A 25,204-nucleotide genomic window follows, 5' to 3' on the forward strand; every position below is an offset into this window, starting at 1 on the left:
TTAGAAAACAAAGTCGATGGAATCCGGTGAGAAGCCTTCCGGCTGCTCGTCCGAGTTCACCTGAATATCGCTTAACAGCAAATCTGGATCGATTCCAATCTGGGACAGGATCGCTATCAAATCTCTGGTTAATCTCTCAATAGCGTCAGCCCCAAATAGCTTCGTGCAATATTCAAAGGAACCCTTCATCTCCCCATCTTCATCACTCATAGACAAAGTCAAATCGAATTTGGAAATACGATGCTCCCGAACATACGGGCTGAAGGACAGTGTTTCAAGCTTCGCTTCCGGCGACTCTGTGTTTTCCAGTACAAACATGGTGTCGAATAACGGGTTACGGCTTGCATCCCGTGTTACATCCAGCTTTTCCACCAACTCTTCCAGTGGATAATCCTGATGCTCGAAGGCTTGCAGTGTACGATCTCTGGCTTCCTGCAAGTAGCTGTGGAACGTTTGGTTGCCCTTCGGCTGATGCCGGATGGCTAGCGTATTGACGAACATTCCGATCAGTGGCTCCAGCTCAGGCAACAAGCGGCCTGCTACCGGCGTACCGATGATCAAATCGTCCTGACCGCTGTATTTGGACAGCAGAACGGTGTAGGCGCTCAACAGTACCATGTACAGTGTACTTCCGGTCTGTGCCGCAATTCGGTGCAGTTGCTCGGATACATTCGCGTCCACTGTAAATTCATACATCGCACCCTCGAAGCTGCGAACAGCAGGTCTAGGATAAGCAATTGGCAAATCCAGTACCGGCAATTCTCCGGCTAAATGCTCCAGCCAGAAGTGTTCCCGGCGTTGGTATGATTCACGCTGCATCTCCTGCTGCTGCCACACGGCGTAGTCCTTGTACTGAATTTGCAGCGGCTCCAATTCCTGCCCTTCGTACAGTTGTACCAGCTCCTGCACGATATTGTTCGACGATACACCGTCTGAAATAATATGGTGCATATCGTACATCAGGAGATGGCGCTCTGGTCCGGTTTGAAGAAGACGGACACGCAGCAGTGGTGCCTGACGAAGGTCAAAGCTGCGCACAAAGGACTCGATATAGGCATCGGCTTCGGACTCCCTGGCCTGCAGGTGCTCTACTGCAAACTCCACTTGATCGTACACCCGCTGAACGACCTCGCCTTCCACCATTTCAAAAGAAGTCCGCAGCGTTTCATGGCGGGCTATTAACTGACGGAACGCATCCTCCAGCCGATCGGCCTGAAGCGGCCCCTCCACGGTTAATACACCCGGCATATTGTAGCTGAGATCCCCACCTTCCAGATGGCTCAAAATGTACAGTCTTTTTTGAGCCGAGGAAACCGGGTAGTACGCCTGTTGCGCCGCCGCAGGAATCACCGTATAGGTGTCTGTGCCGTGCGTTGCGATGAGCTGGGCTTGCTGCTCAATCGTAAAGTGTTGGAACACCTCACGCAGCGTAATCCGGCTGTCCAGTTCCTGATGGATTTTGGCCACCAGCGTCGTTGCCCGCAGGGAGTGCCCACCCACGTCAAAGAATGAGTCGGTGACTCCTACGCTGGACAGCTTCAAAACATCCTGCCAGATTTGGGCTAGCTTGGCTTCCAGCGGCGTCCGCGGTGCAACGTACTCCAGGCCTCCTTCGAGGCGTGCTTCCGGCGCCGGCAGCGCCTTGCGGTCGATTTTCCCGTTCGGTGTCAGCGGGAAACGATCCAGTTGTACCACATACGTCGGGATCATGTAATCCGGCAGCTTCGGCTGCAGCGCATTGCGCAGCTCCGGCAAACTCAGGGACGCTGAAGCTATGATGTAGGCACACAGGTCCTTGTGTCCGTCTTCGTTTTCCCATGCTGTGACCACGGCTTTCTGAATGCCATCCACGGTCAGCAGCTGCGCTTCCACTTCGCCCAGCTCGATCCGGTACCCCCGGATTTTCACTTGGTGGTCAATCCGGCCCAAATACTCAATGCTGCCGTCTGGCAACCACCGGGCCAGGTCGCCCGTTCGGTACATTCGGTGTGCGTAAGTGCTGTCCGCTGGATCGGTTGCTGCCGCAACAGCGAACGGATTCAGGACAAACTTCTCTGCCGTCAGCTCTGGCAGATTCAGGTATCCTCGTCCGACACCTGCACCCCCGATATAGAGTTCACCTGCGATACCGATCGGTACCAGCTGTTGCTGGCTGTTCAGGATGTACACCGACTGGTTCGCGATCGGCGTTCCGATAGATACCGTATGCTCCCCTTTTTCCAGCAGTGCGTTCAGGGACTCCATATCTTCAATCGTATAAGCGGTCGCATCTACCGTCGTTTCGGTCGGACCGTACACGTTCGTAATCACCGGACGATACCCGGCCCATTTGTGTAGGAACACATGTACCAGCTGCACGGATAATGCTTCGCCACCGATCAGGTAATGCTTCACTTCCGGTGCTTCCGTCACACTGACGCTTTCGTTCAAAATATGCAGATGCGCAGGTGTGCCGTCCGACAGATCAATCCGGTGCGTGCGGTAGTAGGCGATCAAATGCTCTCCGCTCAGGCTGACGTCACGGGACACCACATGCAGGGTGTGGCCTAACAGCAAGCTGGCAAAGATTTGCTTCACCGAAGCGTCAAATACAAATGCTGACAGCCATGCGACATGAAGCGGCTGTTCGTAACGACTGTATACTCGTTTCCATAAAGCATCTACCAGATTGCTAACACTGCTCTGCTCAATCATGACCCCTTTCGGCTGACCGGTGGTGCCTGACGTATAAATCATATAGGCCAGGTTATGCGGGCCGGCGATAGGGATCAGGTTGCTCGCATCCTGTGCTCCCAGTTGAGCTTGAGCGTCCTCGTCATCCAAGACTACAGCTCGAACTGTGGATGGCAAGCTGAGCGACAGGTTGGCAACTCTACTTGTAATCACGACCTTGGCCCCACTGTTTTGGAGCATGTAGTCGATGCGCTCCTGTGGATACATCGTATCCATCGGCACATACGCGCCTCCGGCCTTCAGTACCCCCAGAATGCTCACCAGAATATCCGCAGAACGTTCCAGCAATACGCCCACCGGTTGATCTGCTTCGACCCCTTCCGCTCGTAACACACGAGCCAATTGGTTCGCACGCTCATTTAGCTCAGTGTAGGTCAGCGCGGTGGCCCCAGACACAACGGCTATCCGCTCAGGGTTGCGCTCAGCTTGCTCTTCAAAGCGTTCGCTGAGCGAATGGCCTTGCACCTGTCTGTGTTCAGCACAACGCACGCTATGTGCATTCGGATCATTGAACACCTTCAGAATCTGCTCGGTTTCTTCCGCCGTAATCAACTCCAGCTCTCCCAGCTTCGCATCCGGATTCGCCGCCACGGCTTCGACCAAGCGAACAAAGTGACGCGTCATCCGTTCTACCGTTTCGCGCTCGTACAACGCAGTTGCATACTGCAATCCAAACTGGATGCCTGCCTCTTCCTCTCTAGCTTCCATCATCAAATCAAACTTGACTGGCGTTTGTTCCAGGCCGTATGGACGGAAGCTCAGGTTTGCCAGTTGCAGTTCGCCTTCCTCAGTCGTTTGCAGCGTAAACATCGTATCGAACAGCGGATGGCGGCTCATATCCCGCTTCACGTTCAGCTTTTCCACTAGCTCCTCAAACGGATAGTCCTGGTGCTCGTAAGCTTGCAGGGCACGCGTCTTCACATCCTCCACATAGCTTCGGAAGCTTTGCTCTGACGTCGGATAGTTCCGCAATGCCAGCGTTCCGACGAACATCCCAATCATCGGCTCCAGATCGGCATGCGGTCGTCCGGCAATTGGTGTGCCGACTACGATATCTTCTTGCCCGCTGTATTGGTGTAGGAGTGCAGTGTACGCTGCCAGCAGCACCATATACAGCGTGGAGCCTGTGTACGCCGCCAGTTCTTTCAGCCGTTCGCTGACTTCACGTTCCAATCCGAACACCACCGTATCGCCTGCCGTACTTCGCACCGCCGGACGGGCAAAGTCCGTAGGTACATCCAGCACTGGCAGCTCACCCTGGAAGGTGCCCAGCCAGTACGCTTCCTGACGTTGCATCCACTCTTGATGGGCTTCGCTTTGCTGCCATACCGCATAATCCTTGTATTGTATCCGCAATGGTAATAGCTCTTCACCGTCGTACAAGCGGACAAATTCATCGGTCAGTACACCCATGGACACGCCATCCGAAACGATGTGGTGCATATCGAGCATGAGTAAATGCTGCGGTTCCTGCTCGGTTCCTTGTACGCCCAAATCTACCAAGCCTACTCGCAGCAGCGGAGCAGCTTGCAGATCGAACGGTCGTACAAACTGCCGCACCCGTTCTTGTACTTCCTGGCTGACCATCGTGTCCGCATCCGTGGTTGTGTCCTGGTCTGTACCCATAGTCGCAGCTTCTGCCTGTACCTTTGTATATTCCAATTCAAACGGCACAGTGTCCTCAATCCATTGCATTGGCTCACTGTCCACTAGTGCAAAGCGGGTACGCAAGGTCGCATGACGGGCGATTAATTGATGGAACGCGTTTTCTACCCGCTTCACATCCAGGGGTCCGCTCACTTGCAGCACCGACGGCATGTTGTAGTTCACATCATACGGGTCGAACTGATGCAGCACATACAGTCGTTTTTGCGCCGACGATAACGGGTAGAAGTTGCGTTCTTCCGTTACTGGAATGGACGCATATGTTACTTGATCCAGATATTCCAGTACGACTGCCAATTGCTCAATCGTTGGTGCTTCAAAAATACTGCGCAATGGAAGCGGCTTGTTCAGCTCCTTGTGAATCCTCGAGGCGAGCGTCGTCGCCCGCAGTGAATGTCCACCAATCTCGAAGAAGTTTTCCTTCACGCCGACCTGCGCCAGGCCCAGCACATCCTGCCAGATTTGCGCCAACTTCACTTCCACCCACGTCCGCGGTGCGACATAGTCGGCTACGCTTTGCAGGCTGTCTTCTGGTGCTGGTAGAGCCTTGCGGTCGATTTTACCGTTCGGTGTCAGCGGCATTTGTTCCAGCTGTACCAGATAGGAAGGGATCATGTAACCCGGCAGCTTCTGGCTCAAATCGCTGCGTAGCTCACTTGCGACAACTTCCTCATCGGCGACCACATAAGCGCAGAGCTGCTTCTGCCCTTGCTCATCTTCCCGTGCGATGACCACAGCTTCTCGCACTGCCTCCAGCTTCAACAGCTGCGTTTCTACCTCGCCCAGTTCGATCCGGTAGCCCCGAATTTTCACCTGCGCATCGATCCGCCCCTTATATTCAAGCGTACCGTCCACATTTAAGCGTACCGTGTCACCTGTGCGATAGCAGCGTTCTCCGCTGCGGAACGGGCTATCAATGAACTTTTCGGATGTCAGGTCCGGACGGTTGCGGTATCCACGTGCCACCCCGTCACCGCCTACCAGCAGTTCACCCCATACCCCGACGGGTTGAAGCCGCATCGAACGGTCCACGACGTACGCTGTTGAATTATGGATCGGTCTACCAATTGGCACCGATTCCGATTGCACACCGGTGATCGCATGCACTGTGGAAAAAGTCGTATTTTCAGTCGGGCCATAGATGTTACTGATTCGAAGGGACGGATGGGCCTCCAGCACCCGGTTCATATGTGGTACGGACATCACATCACCGCCGACCAGCAGTTCCCGTATCCCCTCGAACAGCGCCAAATCCTGCTGAGACAACTGGTTAAAGAGCGGTGTGGTCAGAAACATCGTGGTAATACCGTGACTGCGCACTGCTTCCTTAAGCTTGAGCACGTCCAAAATGATATCCTGACTCACTAGCACCAGCTGTCCACCGTTTAATAGAGCGCCCCAAATTTCGAAGGTGGATGCGTCGAAAACAATAGCCCCTGTCTGCAAAATGCGCGTGTCAGCATCCAACTGCGCGTAGTTTGTATTTTTCACCAAACGTACGACATTACGATGCTCTACCATGACACCCTTCGGCTGCCCCGTCGTACCTGACGTATAAATGACATACGTTAGATCGTTCGGACCGGACAACGGCTCCAGGTTGGAACCATCCTCGTGATACACACTTTGTGCTCCATTCAGCACCAGTACCTGACCATCAAAAGCTACTTTGTCCACCAGATGGCTTTGCGTTAACAACAGCTCTACTCCCGAGTCGTCCAGCATGTAGCGGATACGCTCCTCCGGATACGTCGGATCGATGGGGACATATGCGCCCCCAGCTTTCAAAATGCCTAAGATCCCCACGATCAAGTCTACCGAACGCTCGGTCATCAGTCCCACCAAACGATCCTTCGTCACACCTTGACTACGCAAGGTGCGCGCCAGACGATTCGCACGTTCATTCAGCTCGCGATAGGTCAGCTGTTCTCCTTCAAAGAACAATGCTGGCTGTTCCGGTGTGTGTGCCGTTTGTGTCTCGAACAGGCCATGGATCGTTTGCTCGCTCGGATACTCGGCGGCTGTATTGCCCCATACGCGGAGAATTTGCTCGCGCTCCTGCGTACTTACCATATCCAGCTCCTGCACCCGAGTGTCCGGCTTCGCTACCACCTGCTCCAATAGCTGTATCAGATGGCCCTGAGTCCGCTTCACGGCTTCACGATCATATAACTTCGCATTGTATTCAAATCGGATTTTCATCGCTTCCTGCGGCATGACAACCAGATTGAAATCATAGTTGGTTTGTTCAATCATGCCGGCATTGCGAATTTCAAAGTCCGACGCTGCCCCTTCGCCAAGTTGCTCGACCTGCTCCTCCACCGGATAGTTTTCAAACACGATAATGTGGTTGATCAGGTCTTGCTTTTGCTCGGTCAAGGCTTGAATTTCATACAGCGGATACGTTTCATAATCTTGAGAAGTCAGCGCCTGTTTCTGATTCGTTCTGATCAGGTCGGCAAAGGTGTCCTCAGCCCCACTGCGGATACGTATTGGAATGGTGTTAATGAACAAGCCCACCATGTTTTCGATCCCCGAAATATCCGCTGGACGACCCGACACTACACCACCAAAAACAGCGTCATCACTACCGTTGTACTTTTGGAGCAGCAAGCCCCAAGCTGTTTGCAGCAATGTATTCGGGGTCACGTGGTGCTGCTTGGCCACCATTTCCATACGTCCAGTCAAATCCTTGCCCAGATCACACAGGATATGCTCAAATTGGGCATCGTCCGCTTTCACGCCTACTTTTCCGGTCGGAATCGAAGTTTGCTGATCATAGCCGAGCAAATAATCCTTCCAGTAGGAAGCTGCTGCTTCTTCATCCTGTGCTTCAAGCCACTCAATATACTGACTGTATGGAGTCACGGGGGCAAGCTTCGGCTGTCTATGCTCCACGGCTGCAAAATAAGCCTCAAACACCTCATCCGTGACTAACGCCACACACCAGCCATCCATCAAGATGTGATGAGAGCTCCACACAAAATAATAATCCTCATCACCTGTTCGTAAAATCGCCACGCGCATCAACGCATCCCGGGACAAATCGAATCCGGCTGCCTTGTCCTTGCGAATAAATTCCTGCACATACGCGTCACGTTCCTGCTCATTCAGATGACGCAAATCTTCACATCTGAAACCAACCTCCTTGCGGCGGAAAATCACCTGCACAGGCTCATCCTGCCAACCGCTGATGAAATTAGCTCTAAAGATCTCATGCCGCTGCGCCAAATGATTCAAGCTATCTTGGAAAATATCCGCTTGGAAGCGTCCGTGCAAATCAAAGGTCGTTTGTTCAAAATAAGCTCCTGACGCTGCATCCATCAGACTATGGAACAGCATGCCTTTTTGCATCGGCGTCAACGCATATACATTTTCCAGTTCCCCGATGTCACGAGTCCGCTCTACCAACTGATCCAGCTCGGCCATGGTTACATGTTTAAGCATGACATCGCTTGGCGTCAGTTCTTGCTGTTTGCGGCCTACACAATGCGCAATGATTTCCTGCAAACTGATTTTGAACTCTTCAGCTAACTGCTCCATCGTTTCATGACGATATTCCTGCTTGCTGTAGCTGATTGTCAATTGCAGTTCGCCTTCCGAAATCAGTCCGTTCATATCCAGCGTGTGCGATCTGGCTGCATGGGCGCTAAGCTCTGCACCGCTAGCGTAAGGAGATACGCCAATGGACTGACTTTGCATATCTTGATCAAATTGTCCCAGATAGTTAAAGCTGATTTCAGGTTCGGTCACAAAACGCTCTTGCTCACGGGCTGCGGACAGGTATCTCAACATCCCGTAGCCAATGCCCTTTTGCGGAATGCGGCGGAGTCCTTCTTTCACCTGTTTGATGCGCTGTGAAAGGTCTTGCCCCACGCTCATATCCAGCACCACCGGGAATTGGGTCGTAAACCAGCCCACCGTCCGCGTAATATCCAGTTCTGGCAAAATGGACTCCCGTCCATGGCCTTCCAGGCTCACGAGCACTCGTTCCAAGCCCGCCCAGCGATGAATAGTCAGTCCTAAGGCGGTAAGCAGCAAATCATTCATCTCCGTGTTGTAGGCACGATGCGCCTGTTTTAACAACTGCTCCGTTTCCTGAGCTGTCCACGTAACTGTCATGTTCTCGCTGTCCCTATTCAAGGAATGAGAATGGGATTCGTCTTTTGGAAGCGGCTGATATACGCCCTGTTCCATTTCCTGCCAGAATGCGAGTTCTGCTGCCATGGCCGGACTGTTCGCATATTGAGACTGTCCATCCGCCCAGGTGCGGAACGAATCCGTTTTGTGCGGAAGACGAGCCGTTTGTCCGTTCAATGCCTGCTCGTAGGCGGTTGTAATATCCTCGAACAAAATTCGCCAAGATACGGTATCCACCACCAAGTGATGAATCGCCATCAGCAAATGATCACCATCTGGGCAATGGAACAGCCCCAGTTTCACCAGCGGTCCTTCGCTTAACTGAATACCCGCTTGAATTTCATTCACTTTAGCCTCGATCGCCGCTGACACCTCAGTCTCATGGCTGAGGTCTATACGTTCCAGCGTATACAGCTCGCCCTCCCCAATTGCGCGGTTCCAGGCTTCATATCCGTGCTCCGTAGGACGGAAAACGATCCGCAGTGCGTCGTGATGGCTAACGATTTGATCCATCGCCGTGCGCAGGGCCGGTTCATCAAAACCGTCCTTGCTATGCAGCATGATGGACTGGTTATGATGATGAGCATCCGTCAGGTTCTGCTCAAAGAACCAGTGTTGCACCGGTGTCAGTTTCACAGCGCTCACCACTTCGCTCTGATCCGCCAATCGGGTCACCGATTGGACTTTCAGTGCCAAGGCAGACACGGTTGGATGACTGAACAGGTCTTTCATCTCCAGTCGATAACCTGCTTGCAGCAATCGGGAGGATACTTGTAAGGCTTTGATCGAATCGCCACCCAGCTCAAAGAAGTTATCCTGCGTGCCTACCGCTTCCACGCCGAGCACCCCGGCCCATACCGCAGCCAGTACTTGCTCCACCGTGGTACGCGGTGCCACATAGGCTGCACCCGTATGGATGCTTCCTTCCGGTTCCGGCAAGGCCTTACGGTCGATTTTACCGTTGCTGGTCAGCGGGATCGTCTCCAGTTGCATCAAACGTGCAGGCACCATGTGCGTTGGCAGTCCGGCTTCCAGTTCGGCCTGTACCTCCTCGATCCGCAGCTCAGCTTCTCCTGTGATGTATCCGCACAAGTACTTGTGTCCACGCTCATCCGTCCGGTCGATGACTACCGCTTGACGTACACCCGGCACCCGCTGGATCGCCGTTTCGATCTCGCCCAGCTCGATCCGATAGCCCCGGATTTTCACTTGATAGTCCATCCGGCCGATAAAGTCCACATTGCCGTCCGGCATCCATCGCGCCAAGTCACCTGTGCGGTATAATCGTTCACCTGGCACGAACGGATTGGCTACGAATTTCTCGGCCGTCAGGTCCGCACGGTTCAGGTAGCCTCGTGCTACCCCAGCTCCGCCAATGCACAGCTCACCCAGTACGCCGATCGGCACCGGATTCAGCTGGCTGTCCACGATGTAGAAGCGTGCGTTCAGCCATGCCTGTCCAATCGGCACATTACCGCTGCTTGGCAGCTTCGACAGTTCTTCGTCGTAGAAGCTGGAGTCGATCGCCGCTTCCGTAACACCATAGCTGTTCATAATGCGAATATCTGCGCCAAATCGTTCTTGCAACACCCGATAATCCGTCACGCTGCAGCTATCCGAGCTGGTAATCAGCAATTCCAGACTGCTCATGTCCAGTCCCTGCTCATATACATGCTGCATAAACGGTACGATCAGGGCTGGAGTCGATTCGAACACGGTAATCTGATAGTCGCGAATCCAGCCATACAGACGGCTCGGATCAATGCGGTCGTCTTTCGGACAGATAACCATTGTGCCGCCGTTATAAAGCGTCCGGGCGATATCACCGACGAACACGTCGAAGGAGAAGCTCGCCAGTTGCAGCAGTCGTACCGGGAACTGGTTCAGACGGTAATCCCGGCGATAGGCCGCAGCCGTATTCACCAAGCTGCGATGCTCAATCATGACGCCCTTCGGACGTCCCGTTGTCCCTGAGGTGTAGATCACATACGCCAGATCCTGCGGTTCGTTGATGTGATTGACGTCTGTGGTATCTCCGGTGTACAGCGACTCATCGTCCAGTGCCAGTACGGTGTGCAGACGCAGCCCTGTTGCGGGTTCGGATGTAGGTTGGCTTTCCTCGAGCCATGCCTGTGCACGCTCCTGCAAGCCGATTTGGGTCAACAGTACCGTCGCACCACTGTCCTCCAGCATGAAACGAATACGTTCGGACGGATAATCTGCATCCAGCGGCACATAGGCGCCTCCAGCCTTCCACACCGCCAGTACGCCAACCAGCATGTCGACCGAACGTTCACTCAAAATGCCAACAATCGACTCGCGTCCAATGCCTTCATTTCGCAGTCTACGGGCTAATTGGTTCGCACGCTCGTTCAGTGTGCGGTACGTCAATTGTTGTTCCTCGTACACCACCGCCACATGATCTGGTATAAGCTGCGCTTGTTCTTCCACATAGGTATGGAACAAGGCTCCTACTTCAACAGCAGCAACATCCGATACCCCCACATCTCCAAAACCGTAGATGATTTGTGCCTTCTCCTCGACAGTTACCATATCCAAAGCTGCCAGTGGCTGCTGCGGATGAAGAGTAATCGCACGTACAAGTTCGGTAAAATGCTGTGCCAATCGCGCGATGGTCTCAGGCTTGTACAGCGCCGTGCTGTATTCCAGACTGCACAGAATGCCTTCCGGCTGCTCCACGGCATCCAAGGTCAGATCAAATTTGGCCGTATGATTGTCTGTCGGATACGTTTTAAAGGTCAGACCTTCCAGCTCGAACTCCTGCTGCTCAAATGTTTTCAACTCAAACATCGTGTCAAACAGCGCATTCCGGCTCGTATCCCGCGTTAAATTCAGCTTTTCAACCAGCTCTTCAAAAGGATATTCCTGATGTTCGTAAGCACTGAGCGCATGCTCTTTGACCTCTTGCAAGTAGTCTAGGAACGTTTTGTCACCAGACGGATAATTGCGGATTGCCAGCGTGTTGAGGAATACGCCTACCAAGCTCTCCAGTTCCGCATGTGGTCTTCCGGCAATCGGCGTGCCGACGATAATGTCTTCCTGTCCCGAATATTTATGCAAAAGCGTGCTATACGCGGCCAGCAATACCATGTACAAGGTGGAGCCGGTTTGCGCGGCCAGCTGTTTCAACTGTTCGCTGTCCTCCAGGCTGATCGCAAATTCCAATCGCGCTCCTTCCAGACGCTGTACGGCTGGTCTTGCAAAATCCGTAGGCATATCCAGCACCGGAATGTCACCAGCCATCGTGTTCAGCCAGTAGCTTTCCTGCTCACGAAGACGCTCACTTTGCATATCGGCATGCTGCCAAACCGCATAGTCCTTGTACTGGATGCGCAGTGGCGGCAGTTCCTTGCCTTCATACAATTGAGAGAACTCCTGCACGATAATTCCTTCCGTGACGCCATCCGAAATAATATGGTGCATGTCATAGAGCATGACGTGTCGCTCCGGTCCGGTTTCCACCAGCTGAACTCGCAGCAATGGTGCTTGTGCGAGATCAAATGCACGTACAAAGTCCTGTGCGTACTGCGGTGTCTCTTCTTCGCTTGCCTGCACATGCTCCACGCTGAATGCGACGCCCGATTCAATCCGTTGAATCACCTCACCATCCACCATCTCGAATCGGGTTCGCAGGGCTTCATGACGGGCAATCAGCTGGCGGAAGGCTTGTTCCAGTCGCATTTTATCCAAGGAACCTTCGATAATCAACGCTCCTGGCATGTTGTAGCTAACCTCTCCACCTTCCAGGTGACTCAGCACGTACATCCGTTTTTGCGCCGAGGAAACAGGATAATATTCACGCTCCTCCGCCACAGGAATAGATACATACGTTTGCTGGGTCTGATCTTCACCCATCACCTGCACCAATTGTTCAATCGTCGGATATTGGAAAATATCTCGCAGAGCCAGCTTGTAATTCAGCTCCTGATGGATTTTCGCCATCAGTGTTGTCGCGCGCAAAGAATGTCCTCCGACTTCAAAGAAATGGTCCTTAATACCGATCTGCGGATGATTCAGAACGCTTTGCCAAATACGTACCAACTGCTCTTCCAGCGGTGTGCGCGGTGCCACGTACGCCGTGCCTCCTTCGAGGCGCGCTTCTGGCGCAGGCAACGCTTTGCGGTCAATTTTTCCGTTCGGTGTCAGCGGGAAACGATCCAGTTGTACGACATAGGTCGGGATCATATAGCCCGGCAGTTTGGGCTGGAGTGTGCTGCGCAGATCCGGCAAATTCAGCGCCTCCGAGGCTACGACATACGCACACAGATCCTTGTCTCCGTCTTCGTTTTCCCAGGCGGTGACGATGGCTTTCTGAATGCCGTCCACGGTCAGCAGCTGCGCTTCCACCTCGCCCAGTTCAATCCGGAAGCCCCGGATTTTGACTTGATCATCCATCCGGCCGATAAAGTCTACATTGCCGTCCGGCATCCATCGCGCCAAATCGCCTGTACGGTACAACCGTTCACCTGGTACATACGGATTCGCTACGAATTTCTCGGCTGTCAGGTCTGCACGATTCAGGTAGCCTCGTGCCACCCCGGCTCCGCCAATGCACAGCTCACCCAGTACGCCGATCGGCACCGGATTCAGCTGGCTGTCCACAATGTAGAAGCGTGCGTTCAGCCACGCCTGACCAATCGGCACATGGCCGCTGCTTGGCAGCTTCGACAGCTCTTCGTCGTAGAAGCTGGAGTCAATCGCCGCTTCGGTGACGCCGTAGCTGTTCATAATGCGGATATCCGCACCAAACCGCTCTTGCAGCACTCGGTAGTCCGTCACGCTGCAACTATCCGAGCTCGTGATCAGCAGCTCCAGACTGCTCATGTCCAGCCCCTGTTCATGCACATGCTGCATAAACGGTACGATCAGGGCCGGAGTCGATTCGAACACGGTAATCTGGACATCGCGAATCCATCCGTGCAGACGGCTAAAATCAATCCGGTCGTCTTTCGGACAAATGACCATCGTGCCGCCGTTATAGAGCGTCCGCGCGATATCCCCGACGAATACGTCGAAAGAGAAGCTCGCCAGTTGCAGCAGTCGGACTGGGAATTGGTTCAGGCGATAATCCCGGCGATACGCCGTAGCCGTATTCACCAGGCTGCGATGCTCGATCATGACGCCCTTCGGCCGTCCGGTTGTCCCGGATGTATAGATCACATACGCCAAATCGTGCGGTTCGTTGATGTGATCGACGTCTGTCGTATCTCCGGTGTACAGTGACTCATCGTCCAATGCCAATACGGTATGCAGACGCAGCCCTGTTGCCGGTTCGGATGCTGCTTCGCTGTCAGACTTCGAATCTGATTTTGAGCCTAAGTTTTCATTTAGGCTGTCTCTTTCCATCGTTTCAGCACCAGCCGCTGTTTCCAACTCACCCTCAGTCTGCCCTCCGGCCAAGGCCTGTCGGCTTTCCCCAAGCCATATCTGTGCTTGCTCCTGTAAGCCGATTTGGGTCAACAATACCGTCGCACCACTGTCCTCCAGCATGAAACGAATCCGTTCAGACGGATAGTCTGCATCCAGCGGCACATAGGCGCCTCCCGCCTTCCACACCGCCAGTACGCCGACCAGCATGTCTACCGAGCGTTCACTCAAAATGCCGACAATCGACTCGCGTCCAACGCCTTCATTCCGCAATCTCCGCGCCAATTGGTTCGCGCGCTCGTTCAGTTTCCGGTAAGTGAGCTGCTCCTCCTCGTATACCACCGCCACATGATCTGGTACAAGCTGTGCCTGTTCTTCCACATAGGTATGGAACAGGGCTCCTGCTTCAACTGCCGCACCATCCGATACTCCCACTTCTCCAAAACCGTAGATGAGTTGCTCCTTTTCCTCAACGGTTACCATATTCAAAGTTGCCAGGGGCTGTTGTGGATGGTATGCAATAGCTCGAACGATTTCCGCAAAATGCTGTGCCAATCGCGTCATGGTCTCAGGCTTGTACAACGCCGTGCTATATTCCAGACTGCACAGAATGCCTTCTGGCTGCTCCACTGCATCTAAAGTCAGATCAAACTTGGCCGTATGATTTTCCAGCGGATACGAATTCAGGGTCAGACCTTCCAACTGCAACGCCTGCTGCTCCAAGGTTTTCAACTCAAACATCGTGTCAAACAGCGCATTTCGGCTCGTATCTCTCGTCAAATTCAGCTGTTCAACCAGTTCTTCAAAAGGATAGTCCTGATGCTCATAAGCACTGAGCGCATGCTCCTTCACCTCTTGCAGATAATCCAGAAACGTTTTGTCGCTGGACGGATAATTGCGAATCGCCAGCGTGTTAATGAAGACACCCACCAGATTACTGAGCTCCGCATGCGGTCGTCCTGCAATCGGCGTGCCGACGACAATGTCCTCTTGGCCCGTGTATTTGTGCAAGAGCGTAGTGTACGCCGCCAGCAGCACCATGTATAGGGTAGCGCCTGTTTGCGAAGCCAGTTCTTTCAGGCGTTCACTAACCTCACGCTCCAATGCAAATTCGATCGTATCCCCTGCCGTACTCTGCACCGCCGGACGGGCAAAGTCGGTTGACAGATCCAGTACAGGCACTCCGCCCCGGAAGGTGCCCAGCCAGTACGCTTCCTGACGCTGCATCCACTCCTGATGGGTTTCGCTTTGATGCCATACGGCATAGTCTTTGTACTGAATCCGCAATGGCGACAGTTCTTCACCGCCATACAAGCGGACAAACTCATCGGTCAGTACCTCCATCGACACGCCATCCGAAACGATATGGTGCATGTCGAGCATGAGTAAATGCTGGGATTCTTGCTCTACTCCTTGGACACCCAGATCCACCAAGCCTACCCGCAGCAGCGGTGCAGCTTTTAGATCAAACGGACGGATAAACTGCCGTACCCGTTCTTGTGCTTCCTCGCTAATCCTCGTGTACGTAGCCGTAGTCGTACTCTCTACCTGTACCTTCGTATATTCCACCTCGAATGGCACGGTATCCTCAATCCATTGCATCGGCTCATTGTCTACCAGCTCAAAGCGGGTACGCAAGGTTGCATGACGATCAATTAGTTGACGGAACACGTCTTCTACTCGTTTCACATCCAGCGGACCGCTCACTTGCAGCACTGACGGCATGTTGTAGTTCACATCACTTGGATCAAACTGATGCAGTACATACAGTCGTTTTTGTGCTGAAGATAACGGGTAGAAGCTGCGTTCTTCTGTTACCGGAATGGACGCGTACACCACTTGATCCAGACCTTCCAGAACGGCTGCCAGTTGTTCAATCGTGGGTGCTTCAAAAATACTGCGCAGGGGAAGCGGCTTGTTCAACTCCTTGTGAATCTTCGAGGCCAGTGTCGTCGCCCGCAGCGAGTGTCCACCAATCTCAAAGAAGTTTTCCTTCACGCCGACCTGCGCCAGGCCCAGCACATCCTGCCAAATTTGCGCCAGCTTCACTTCCACCCACGTCCGCGGTGCGACATAATCGGCTCCGCTTTGCAGGCTGCCTTCCGGTGCTGGCAGGGCCTTACGGTCAATTTTGCCATTGGGACTCAGCGGCATTTGCTCCAGTTGTACAAAGTAGGACGGCACCATATAGCTTGGCAGCTCTCGGCCCAGCTCACTTCTCAGCTCGCTGGCTCCTAGCTCTTGCCCGGCGACATAGTACGCCACCATGTGTTTTTGTCCCGTTTCGTCTGCACGCGCCATGACAACCGCTTCTCGCACGGACGCTACTTGGAGCAGCTGCGTTTCGACCTCGCCCAGCTCAATCCGGTAACCGCGGATCTTCACCTGATGGTCGATCCGGCCCAGATATTCAATGTTGCCGTCCGGCATCCATCTTGCCAAATCGCCAGTGCGGTACATCCGTTCATAGCCTGCTTCCCCGCCGGCAAACGGGTCGGCTACGAATTTCTCGGCCGTCAGCTCCGGACGGTTCAGATACCCACGTGCCACACCGACACCACCGATGCACAACTCCCCTGCAACCCCAATCGGCTGCAATTGCTCCGTGCCTTCCTTCACGATGTACAGGCGAATGTTTTGAATCGGTTTTCCGATCGGAATGACTGCATATTCTTCCGTCGGCTCGCAATCAAAGTACGATACGTCCACCGTCGCTTCGGTTGGTCCATACAGGTTGATCAGCTTCGCTCCGGTCAGGCCCGACACGAGCCGTTGGAAGCGAGCCACATGCTGTGGCGGCAAGGCTTCACCACTGGCAAAGACATGACGCAGCGTTGCCAGTTTCACTTGCATCACTTCCCGTGGCTGCTGCTCCACATACTCTAGGAACGCATGCAGCATGGCAGGTACAAAGTGCATCGTGCTCACTCCATCGCGGGCAATCGTGTCCACGATGTCTTCCGGGTTCTTTTCCCCGCCTACCGACAGCAAGCTCACCTTCGAGCCGACCAGCGACCACCAGAACAGCTCCCACACCGACACGTCGAACGTAAAGGCGGTCTTTTGCAGGATCGTATCTTCCGCACTCAAGCCGTACCGATCATGCATCCACAAAATCCGATTCAGCACAGAATGGTGCTCCACCATCACGCCCTTCGGTTTTCCCGTGGAGCCAGAGGTATAAATGACATAGGCGACATGGTGCGGTCCGGCCAGTGGCTCCAGATTCGAGCCGTCTTCGTGGTAAATGTCTTGGCCAGCCTGCTCCTGACGATCCAGCACCAGCACCTGGCCGTCGAAACTCAGCGATGCTTGCTCCGCCAGATGCGATTGCGTCAGCACCAGCTTCGCGCCCGAGTCCTCCAGCATAAAGCGGATACGATCAGCCGGATATTCTGGATCAATTGGCACGTAGGCTCCGCCTGCCTTGAGGATCGCGTAGATGCCTACGATCATCTCTAGCGAGCGCTGAACCAGTATGCCTACCGGCTGATCCGGTTCAACACCTTCCGCACGCAACGTCCGAGCCAAACGGTTCGCGCGCTCATTCAGCTCCGCGTAGGTCAACGATTCCGATCCGCACAACACTGCCACTTGCTCCGGTGTGCTCGCTACCTGCTGCTCGAACAGTGAACTTAACGTCTGATCTTGCGGATAATCTGCCGCCGTATCTCCCCACACCTGAATGATCTGTGCCTGTTCTTCTGGTGTCACCAATTCCAGCTCATTCACACGGATATGTGGATTATCGATAATTTGCTCGATGACATGCAGTACATGTCCCCGCATCCGCTCGATCGTAGACCGATCATATACATTCGCGTTGTATCTAAACATGATGCGGAAAAGCTCATCTGGCATCACAATCAAGTCCAGATCATAATTCGTTTGCTCAACAACCTCTACATTCGTAATTTCAAAAGCGGATGGACGAACTTCACCCAACTGCTCGACTTGCTCCTCAACCGGATAGTTCTCAAATACCATAATGTGGTTAATCAGATTTTGCTTCTGCTCGGTCAGCGCCTGAATTTCATATAGCGGGAAGCTGTCATATACCCCCGAAGCCAACGCTTGCTCCTGCGTTTTCCGCATGATGTCCACAAACGTGGCATTCCGTTTACTTTGAATCCGAACCGGGATCGTATTAATGAACAGACCGATCATATGCTCTACACCCGCAATATCCGTCGGACGTCCAGATACGACACTGCCGAATACAACATCCTCATTGTTGTTATATTTCTGCAAAATAAGGCCCCACACGCTCTGCATCAGTGTATTAATCGTGACCTGCTGCTGCTTTGCAATCCGATACATGGCTTCGCTCCGCGTTGAATCCAGATCTACCGTTATTTTTCCAGAAATATATTCGCTGGTTTCACTTGCTGTAGTGGACACCGTATGATCCCTGCTGTCCGCCACGTGGTCTTTTGATGCGGTATCCGATCCAGGTAACAACGTCTGCTGTTCAAAGCCCGCCAAATAGCTGCTCCAATACTCTTTTGCCGCACGTTCATCCTGACGCTCCAGCCATTCAATATATTGACCATATGATGTAACAGGAGCAAGCTCCGGCTGCTTCTGCTCCAGCAGTGCAAAGTACGTACCAAACACTTCGCCTGTAACAAGCGATAAGCACCAGCCATCCATGACAATGTGATGGAAGCTCCAGACCAAGTGATACGTTTCTTCATCGGTTTGCAATACCTGTACGCGCATGAGCGCATCCGTACCCAGATTAAAACCTCTAGCTTGGTCTTCCTGCTTAAACGCCTGGATATACGCCTGTTGCTCCGCTTTCGGCATTTCGCGTATATCCTGGAAGGAAAGGTCGCTATCTTTGTGACGGAACACGATCTGCAATGGCTCCTGACTGTGCCCTGTCTCAAACCGATGGAAATTCGTCCGCAGTGCTTCATGACGCTGTGTCAGCAGATCCAGGCTCTTACGGAAAATAGCAACATCAAAGCTGCCTTTTTGATCAAACGATGCTTGCTGGAAGTATGCAGCTGAGTCTGGCTCCATCAAGCTATGGAACAGCATCCCCTTCTGCATCGGCGAAAGAGCATACACATTTTCCAGTTCGCCCACAGAAGCCGTTTGCTCCGTCAATTGCTCCAGTTGTTCCAACGACAAGCCTTTGAACAAGACATCGCTTGGGGTTAGTTCGCTCCGCTCTTGGGAGGCACAATGCGCGATCACTTCCTGCAGGCTTTCCTGCAGCAACTGCGCAAAGTTCTCTACATTTTGCTGTTGATATACCTTACTGTCATAGCGAATGTCCAGTGTCAGCCCGCCTGCTGTAATCATGCCGTTCACATTCAGCGGCTGCTCCAGAACGGTATGATCACTCATCGGCTCTCCACCTGGATGCGAAGACAGCCTGATATCCCCATTTTCCAAGTCCTGATCAAACTGTCCCAAATAGTTAAAGCTAATTTCAGGCTGCAAGGTCAAGGAAGGATGGACATCATGCTGAGACATATATTTCAAAATGCCGTAGCCAATGCCCTTATGCGGTACATGGCGCAGGTCTTCCTTCACCCGCTTGATTCGCTGCCCTACTTCTGCCTTCCCATCCACATCAAGCAGCACCGGATATTGGCTCGTAAACCAGCCCACGGTACGTGTGATGTCGATATCTGGAACAATGGCTTCCCGGCCATGGCCCTCCAGATTGACCAGTACGCGCTCCTGACCGCTCCAGTTATATAACGCGGTGCCGAGTGCAGTTAACAGCAGATCATTGACCTCGGTGTTGTACGCACGATGCGATTCCAGCAGCAGTAGCCGGGTTTCCTGTTCGCTCCAAGCCACGCTCACCGTCGCAGTGTCTCTGATTAGAGAATGTTGTCCCTCCGCTCTCTCTTGATCCTTAGGCAACGATGCAACTTCCATTTGGGCAAGATGCTGCCAATATTCGCGTTCGTTGTCGATCGCCGGACTGTTCGCATATTGAGACAACTGCTCTGCCCAAGCAGAGAAAGAGTCCGTTTTATATGGCAAGCGAATCGCTTCTCCCCGCACGGCCTGCTCATACCCCGTGGCAAAATCCTCAAACACAATCCGCCATGAAATCCCGTCTACGACCAAATGGTGGATCGCAATCAGTAAATGATCTCCATCCATGCAGCGGAAAAGTCCCAGCTTCACCAGCGGTCCTTCATCTAGACGAATAGAACTTTGGATGGCATTGGCTTTCATTTCAATCGCCACCGTCACATCTGCCGCGTCTTCGACACCCGTCAAATCAACAACGTCCAGACTGTACAGCTGACCTTCGTTCAAACCACGATTCCACGCTTCATAGCCCTGTTCGGTCTGACGGAAGACCATACGCAGCGCATCATGATGCTCCGTCACCTGGGTCACCGTTTGATGCAATGCGGCTTCATCGAATCCTTGTGCTCTATACAGCATCACCGATTGGTTGAAATAATGTGGCTCTGCTGAGGATTGTCCAAAGAACCATTGCTGTATTGGGGTCAATTTAACTGCTCCCGAGACCACCCGCTGATCGGCTGTGCGGCTAACTTTGTGTACATGACTGCTCAGCAGTGAAATGGACGGATATTGGAACAAATCCTTCATCTCCAGCTTGTAGCCCGCTTGCAGCAAGCGGGACGATACCTGGATCGCTTTGATCGAATCGCCGCCCAGATCAAAGAAATTATCCAAAATGCCGACTCTCTTTGCTCCTAATACAGACTGCCAAATGGACACTAACGTCTGCTCCAGTGCTGTGCGCGGCTCTACATAATCCGCTCCGCTTTGCAAGCTGCCCTCCGGTGCTGGCAGTGCCTTGCGGTCGATTTTACCGTTCGGTGTCAGTGGCATCTGCTCCAGCTGGATGAAATACGAAGGCACCATATAGTTGGGCAGATCCTCACCCAGTAAGCTACGCAGCTCCCCAGCGCTTACGTCTCTTTCAGCGACATAGTACGCCACCAGTTGGTTTTGCCCCTGTTCGTCCGCTTGGGCCAGTACGATGACCTCTTGCACGTCTTCCACTTTCAAGATTTGTGCCTCGACCTCACCCAGCTCGATCCGGTAGCCCCGGATTTTCACCTGATGGTCAATCCGGCCCAAATATTCGATGTTGCCGTCTGGCATCCATCTCGCCAAGTCACCCGTACGGTACATTCGTTCATAGCCTGCTTCACCAACCGCAAACGGGTTCGCTACAAATTTCTCCGCCGTCAGCTCTGGACGATCCAGATATCCACGCGCCAGACCTGGACCAGACACGCACAGCTCACCTGCTACGCCTACCGGAGCCAAATGTCCATGCCCATCCACCATGTATACCCGATGATTCGGCACAGGACGTCCAATGGAAATGAGTTGTCCAGCCCTTGCATCCTCGGACACCGGCCAGATGGACGTTGCAACTGAGTTTTCAGTTGGACCGTAGCCGTTGTAGTACGCCACTTGATCCTTCCACTTGTATACCAGTTCGGTGGAAGATGCTGAACCCGCAGTGAACAGAATACGCAGGTGTGGCATCCGCTCTGGCTCCAGATACACCGCATAGGTCGGCGGCAAAGCGGCCACCGTGATGTGGTGATCCGCCATATATTGCTCAAACCGCTCGTAATTCAAAATCGTCTCTGTCGTTGGCACATATAACGTGGCTCCGCAGAACAGCGCTTGGAAGATTTCCCAGCAAGCCGCATCAAACGAATAGCTAGCGAACAGCAACGCATGATCCGATGTGCTCATCCGAAGCGTCTGATCAAAATACGTTTTCAGATTGCACAGCCCGTGATGCTCCAGCATAACGCCCTTCGGCTGCCCTGTTGTACCCGATGTATAAATCACATACGCCAAATCATTTGGACTGGACCACGGCTCCAGGTTGGAACCATCCTCGTGATACACCGTTTGCGTTCCATCCAGCACCAGCACTTGGCCATCGATAACTGCTTTGTCCACCAGATGACTTTGTGTCAACAGTAGCTTCGCCCCCGAGTCGTCCAGCATATAGCGGATACGCTCTTCCGGGTAGGTTGGATCGATGGGGACATATGCGCCTCCGGCTTTTAAAATCCCGAAGATGCCCACGATCATATCCACCGACCGCTCGGTCATCAGACCCACCAAACGATCTTTCGTCACGCCTTGACTGCGCAAGGTACGAGCTAATCGATTGGCGCGTTCATTCAACTCGCAATAAGTCAGCGCTTCTCCTTCAAAGAACAAGGCTGTCTGCTCCGGTGTCTGCGCGGTTTGCACCTCGAACAAACCATGAATCGTTTGCTCGCTTGGATACTCGGTCGCCGTATCTCCCCATGCGCTGAGAATTTGCTCGCGCTCCTGCTCGCTTAACATATCCAGCTCATGTACACGGATGTCCGGATTCGCTGTCACCTGCTCCAGCAGTTGCACCAGATGGCCTCGGACTTGCTCTACACTTTCCCGTTCAAAGGCCAGGGCATTATAGCCAAAGCTCATGTGAATGGTGTTCCCGGGCAGTACCACCAGGTTAAAGTCATAGTTGGTCTGCTCGACAGACTCGGCTCCGGTGATCGTGAAGCTGGACTCATCACCGCTGCCTAATTGCTCGATTTGTTCCTCGACCGGATAGTTCTCAAAAATAAGAATATGATTGATCAAATCCTGCTTAAGCTCCGACAGTCCCTGAATTTCATACAACGGATACGTATCATAGGTATGGGAAGCAATCGATTGCTCCTGGGTTTGCTTCATCACATCGGAGAATAAACTGTCCACTTGACTGCGGATACGCACCGGAATCGTATTGATAAACAGACCAATGATGTGCTCCACATTCGGAATGTCTGCCGGACGTCCAGATACCACGCTGCCAAACACGACATCATCGGTGCCATTATATTTTTGCAGCAAAATACCCCAAACGGTCTGCATCAACGTATTGATCGTCACCTGATAACGCTTGGCTATGCGCTGAATACCAACTGTGAGATCCGCGCCCAAATCAAAATCTAAACGCTCCGACTGATACCCCGTTTTGCCCTGAATTTTAGCCTGTGGCAAACGAGACTGCTCCTCATATCCTTCCAGAACCTTGCTCCAGTAGCTTGATGCGGCCTGACGATCCTGCTGCTCCAGCCATTCGATATATTGACTGTACGGCGTTACAGGGGCCAGTTCCGGTTGTTTATGGGCCAGGATCGCAAAATAGCTCGCAAACACTTCGTTTGTCACCAGCGACAAGCACCAGCCATCCATCACGATATGATGGAAACTCCATACAAAACGGTACGTCTCCTCACCTGTGCGCAACACAGCGACACGCATCAAGGCGTCTTGTGCTAGGTCAAAGCCTCTTTGCTTGTCTTTACGCGTAAATTCGAGCATGTATTCGTTTTGCTGCTCGTCCTTCATATCCCGCAAATCTTCCACATACAGTTCACTGCGCTTATTGCGGTACACAACCTGAAGCGGTTCATCCTGCCAGCCGCTGTAGAAGTTCGTGCGCAGTACCGTATGCCGCTGCATTAAAACATCCAAACTGGCCGCAAATGCAGCGATATTAAAATGTCCTCGCAGATCAAAGGAGGCCTGTTCAAAATAAGCTCCCGATTGCGAATCCATCAGATTATAAAAGAGCATCCCCTTTTGCATCGGCGTCAGTGCGTATACATTTTCCAAATCACCGGTATGTGCCGCCTGTTTCGCAATTTGTTCCAGTTCTCTAGTCGTCAGACCTTTGAAGGATACATCACTCGGGGTCAGTTCCGGCTGTTCCTGAGCGACGCAATGCGTAATCACCTCTTGCAAAGCGGATTGAAGCAGTCCTGCCACACGTTCCAGCGTTTCTTTACGATACTGCTTACGGCTGTAAGCAATCGTCAAGCGCAGCGTGCCTTCCGAGATCATCGCGTTTAAATCCAGCGTATATTGCAGCGGTGAATGTGCATCCTCTGTCTCCCCTGCACTATAGGGTGACAATGCGATTCCACTGTTTTGTAGATCCTGATCGACCTGACCCAAATAGTTAAAGCTGATTTCCGGTTCTGCTGCAATCGTATGCGCTTCATCCGATGCAGACGCAGGAGACAAGTAGCGCCAAGTTCCATAGGTCAGCCCTTTATGTGGAATCCGGCGCAGACCTTCCTTCGTTTCTTTAATCCGCTGAGCCAGTGTCATTTCCTTGCCGGTCTCCAGCAGCACTGGATACAAGCTCGTAAACCAACCTACGGTACGTGTAATATCCACCTCTTGCAGGATCGCTTCCCGGCCATGGCCCTCCAGATTCACCAGTACCTGTCCGGCGCCTGTCCAATTGTGCACCGCCAGTCCCAGCGCGGTCAGCAGCAAATCATTGACCTCGGTGTTGTAGGCGCGATGGACCTGCTTTAACAGTTGCTGCGTTTCAGCTTCGGTCCACTCTACCGTCAGCACTTCGCTGTCTGCGTTTAAGGAGCCCTCGTAGGTAAAATCCTTAGGCAGCGGTGCGGCTTCCGCTTTGGCCTGTTCCAGCTGCTTCCAATAAACTTCATCCGAGGCAGCCTCAGGACGGTTGGCGTAAGACGACAACTCCCGTGCCCATGCTTGGAAGGAATCCGTTTTATAGGGCAATCGTACAGGCTCGCCTTTGCTCGCTTGCTCGTAGCCAGTAGAGAAATCCTCAAACAGAATCCGCCACGACACCCCGTCTATCACCAAATGGTGAATAGCTATGAGCAAATGATCGCCCTCGGCTGTGCGGAACCATCCGAGTTTGACTAAAGGTCCTGCGGACAGGTCCATTCTGCTTTGAATTTCCGTTACCTTCGCTTCCAGCGCTTCTGCATAAGTTTCCTGTTCACGGTAATCCACCGTTTCCAGCGTATACAGCGTGCCTTCCTCTACAGGGCGTGTCCAAGCCGTATAACCTGCGGGAGCCTGATGGAAAACCGTACGAAGCGCATCATGATGCTTCACAAGGTGATCCATGACTTGCCGAACCACTGCCTCGTTAAAGCCCTCAGCGCGATAGAGCATGACCGCTTGATTAAAGTGCTGCGGACGCTCGCGCTCCTGCGCAAAGAACCAATGCTGGATCGGTAGCAACGCGGTTTCCCCGCTCACTTCTCCTTGATCTGCCATACGGCTGACCTCATGCATATGCGGTGCCAGTGTTGCAACCGTTGGATACTGGAACAAATCCTTCATGTCCAGCTTATAACCGGCCTGGAACGTACGCGATGCGATTTGGATGGCTTTGATGGAATCGCCACCCAGATCAAAGAAATTGTCCAAAATACCGACCGTCTGTAGTCCCAGTACCGACTGCCAGACCGCTACC

At 53.1% G+C, this 25,204-nt stretch carries 1 protein-coding gene (cut by a window edge); it reads right to left on the reverse strand.

Annotated features, from left to right (window positions below):
• Positions 1–25,204: the 3' portion of a non-ribosomal peptide synthase/polyketide synthase gene (locus ACEN8J_RS10215; RefSeq protein ID WP_495594463.1), read on the reverse strand. The gene runs 16,982 nt beyond the window's last position; only the last 25,204 of its 42,186 coding nucleotides appear in the window; its start codon lies beyond the right edge, outside the window — the gene reads right to left on this strand; it ends in the stop codon at positions 1–3.

The sequence above is a fragment of the Paenibacillus sp. Paensp38 genome (assembly GCF_059491915.1).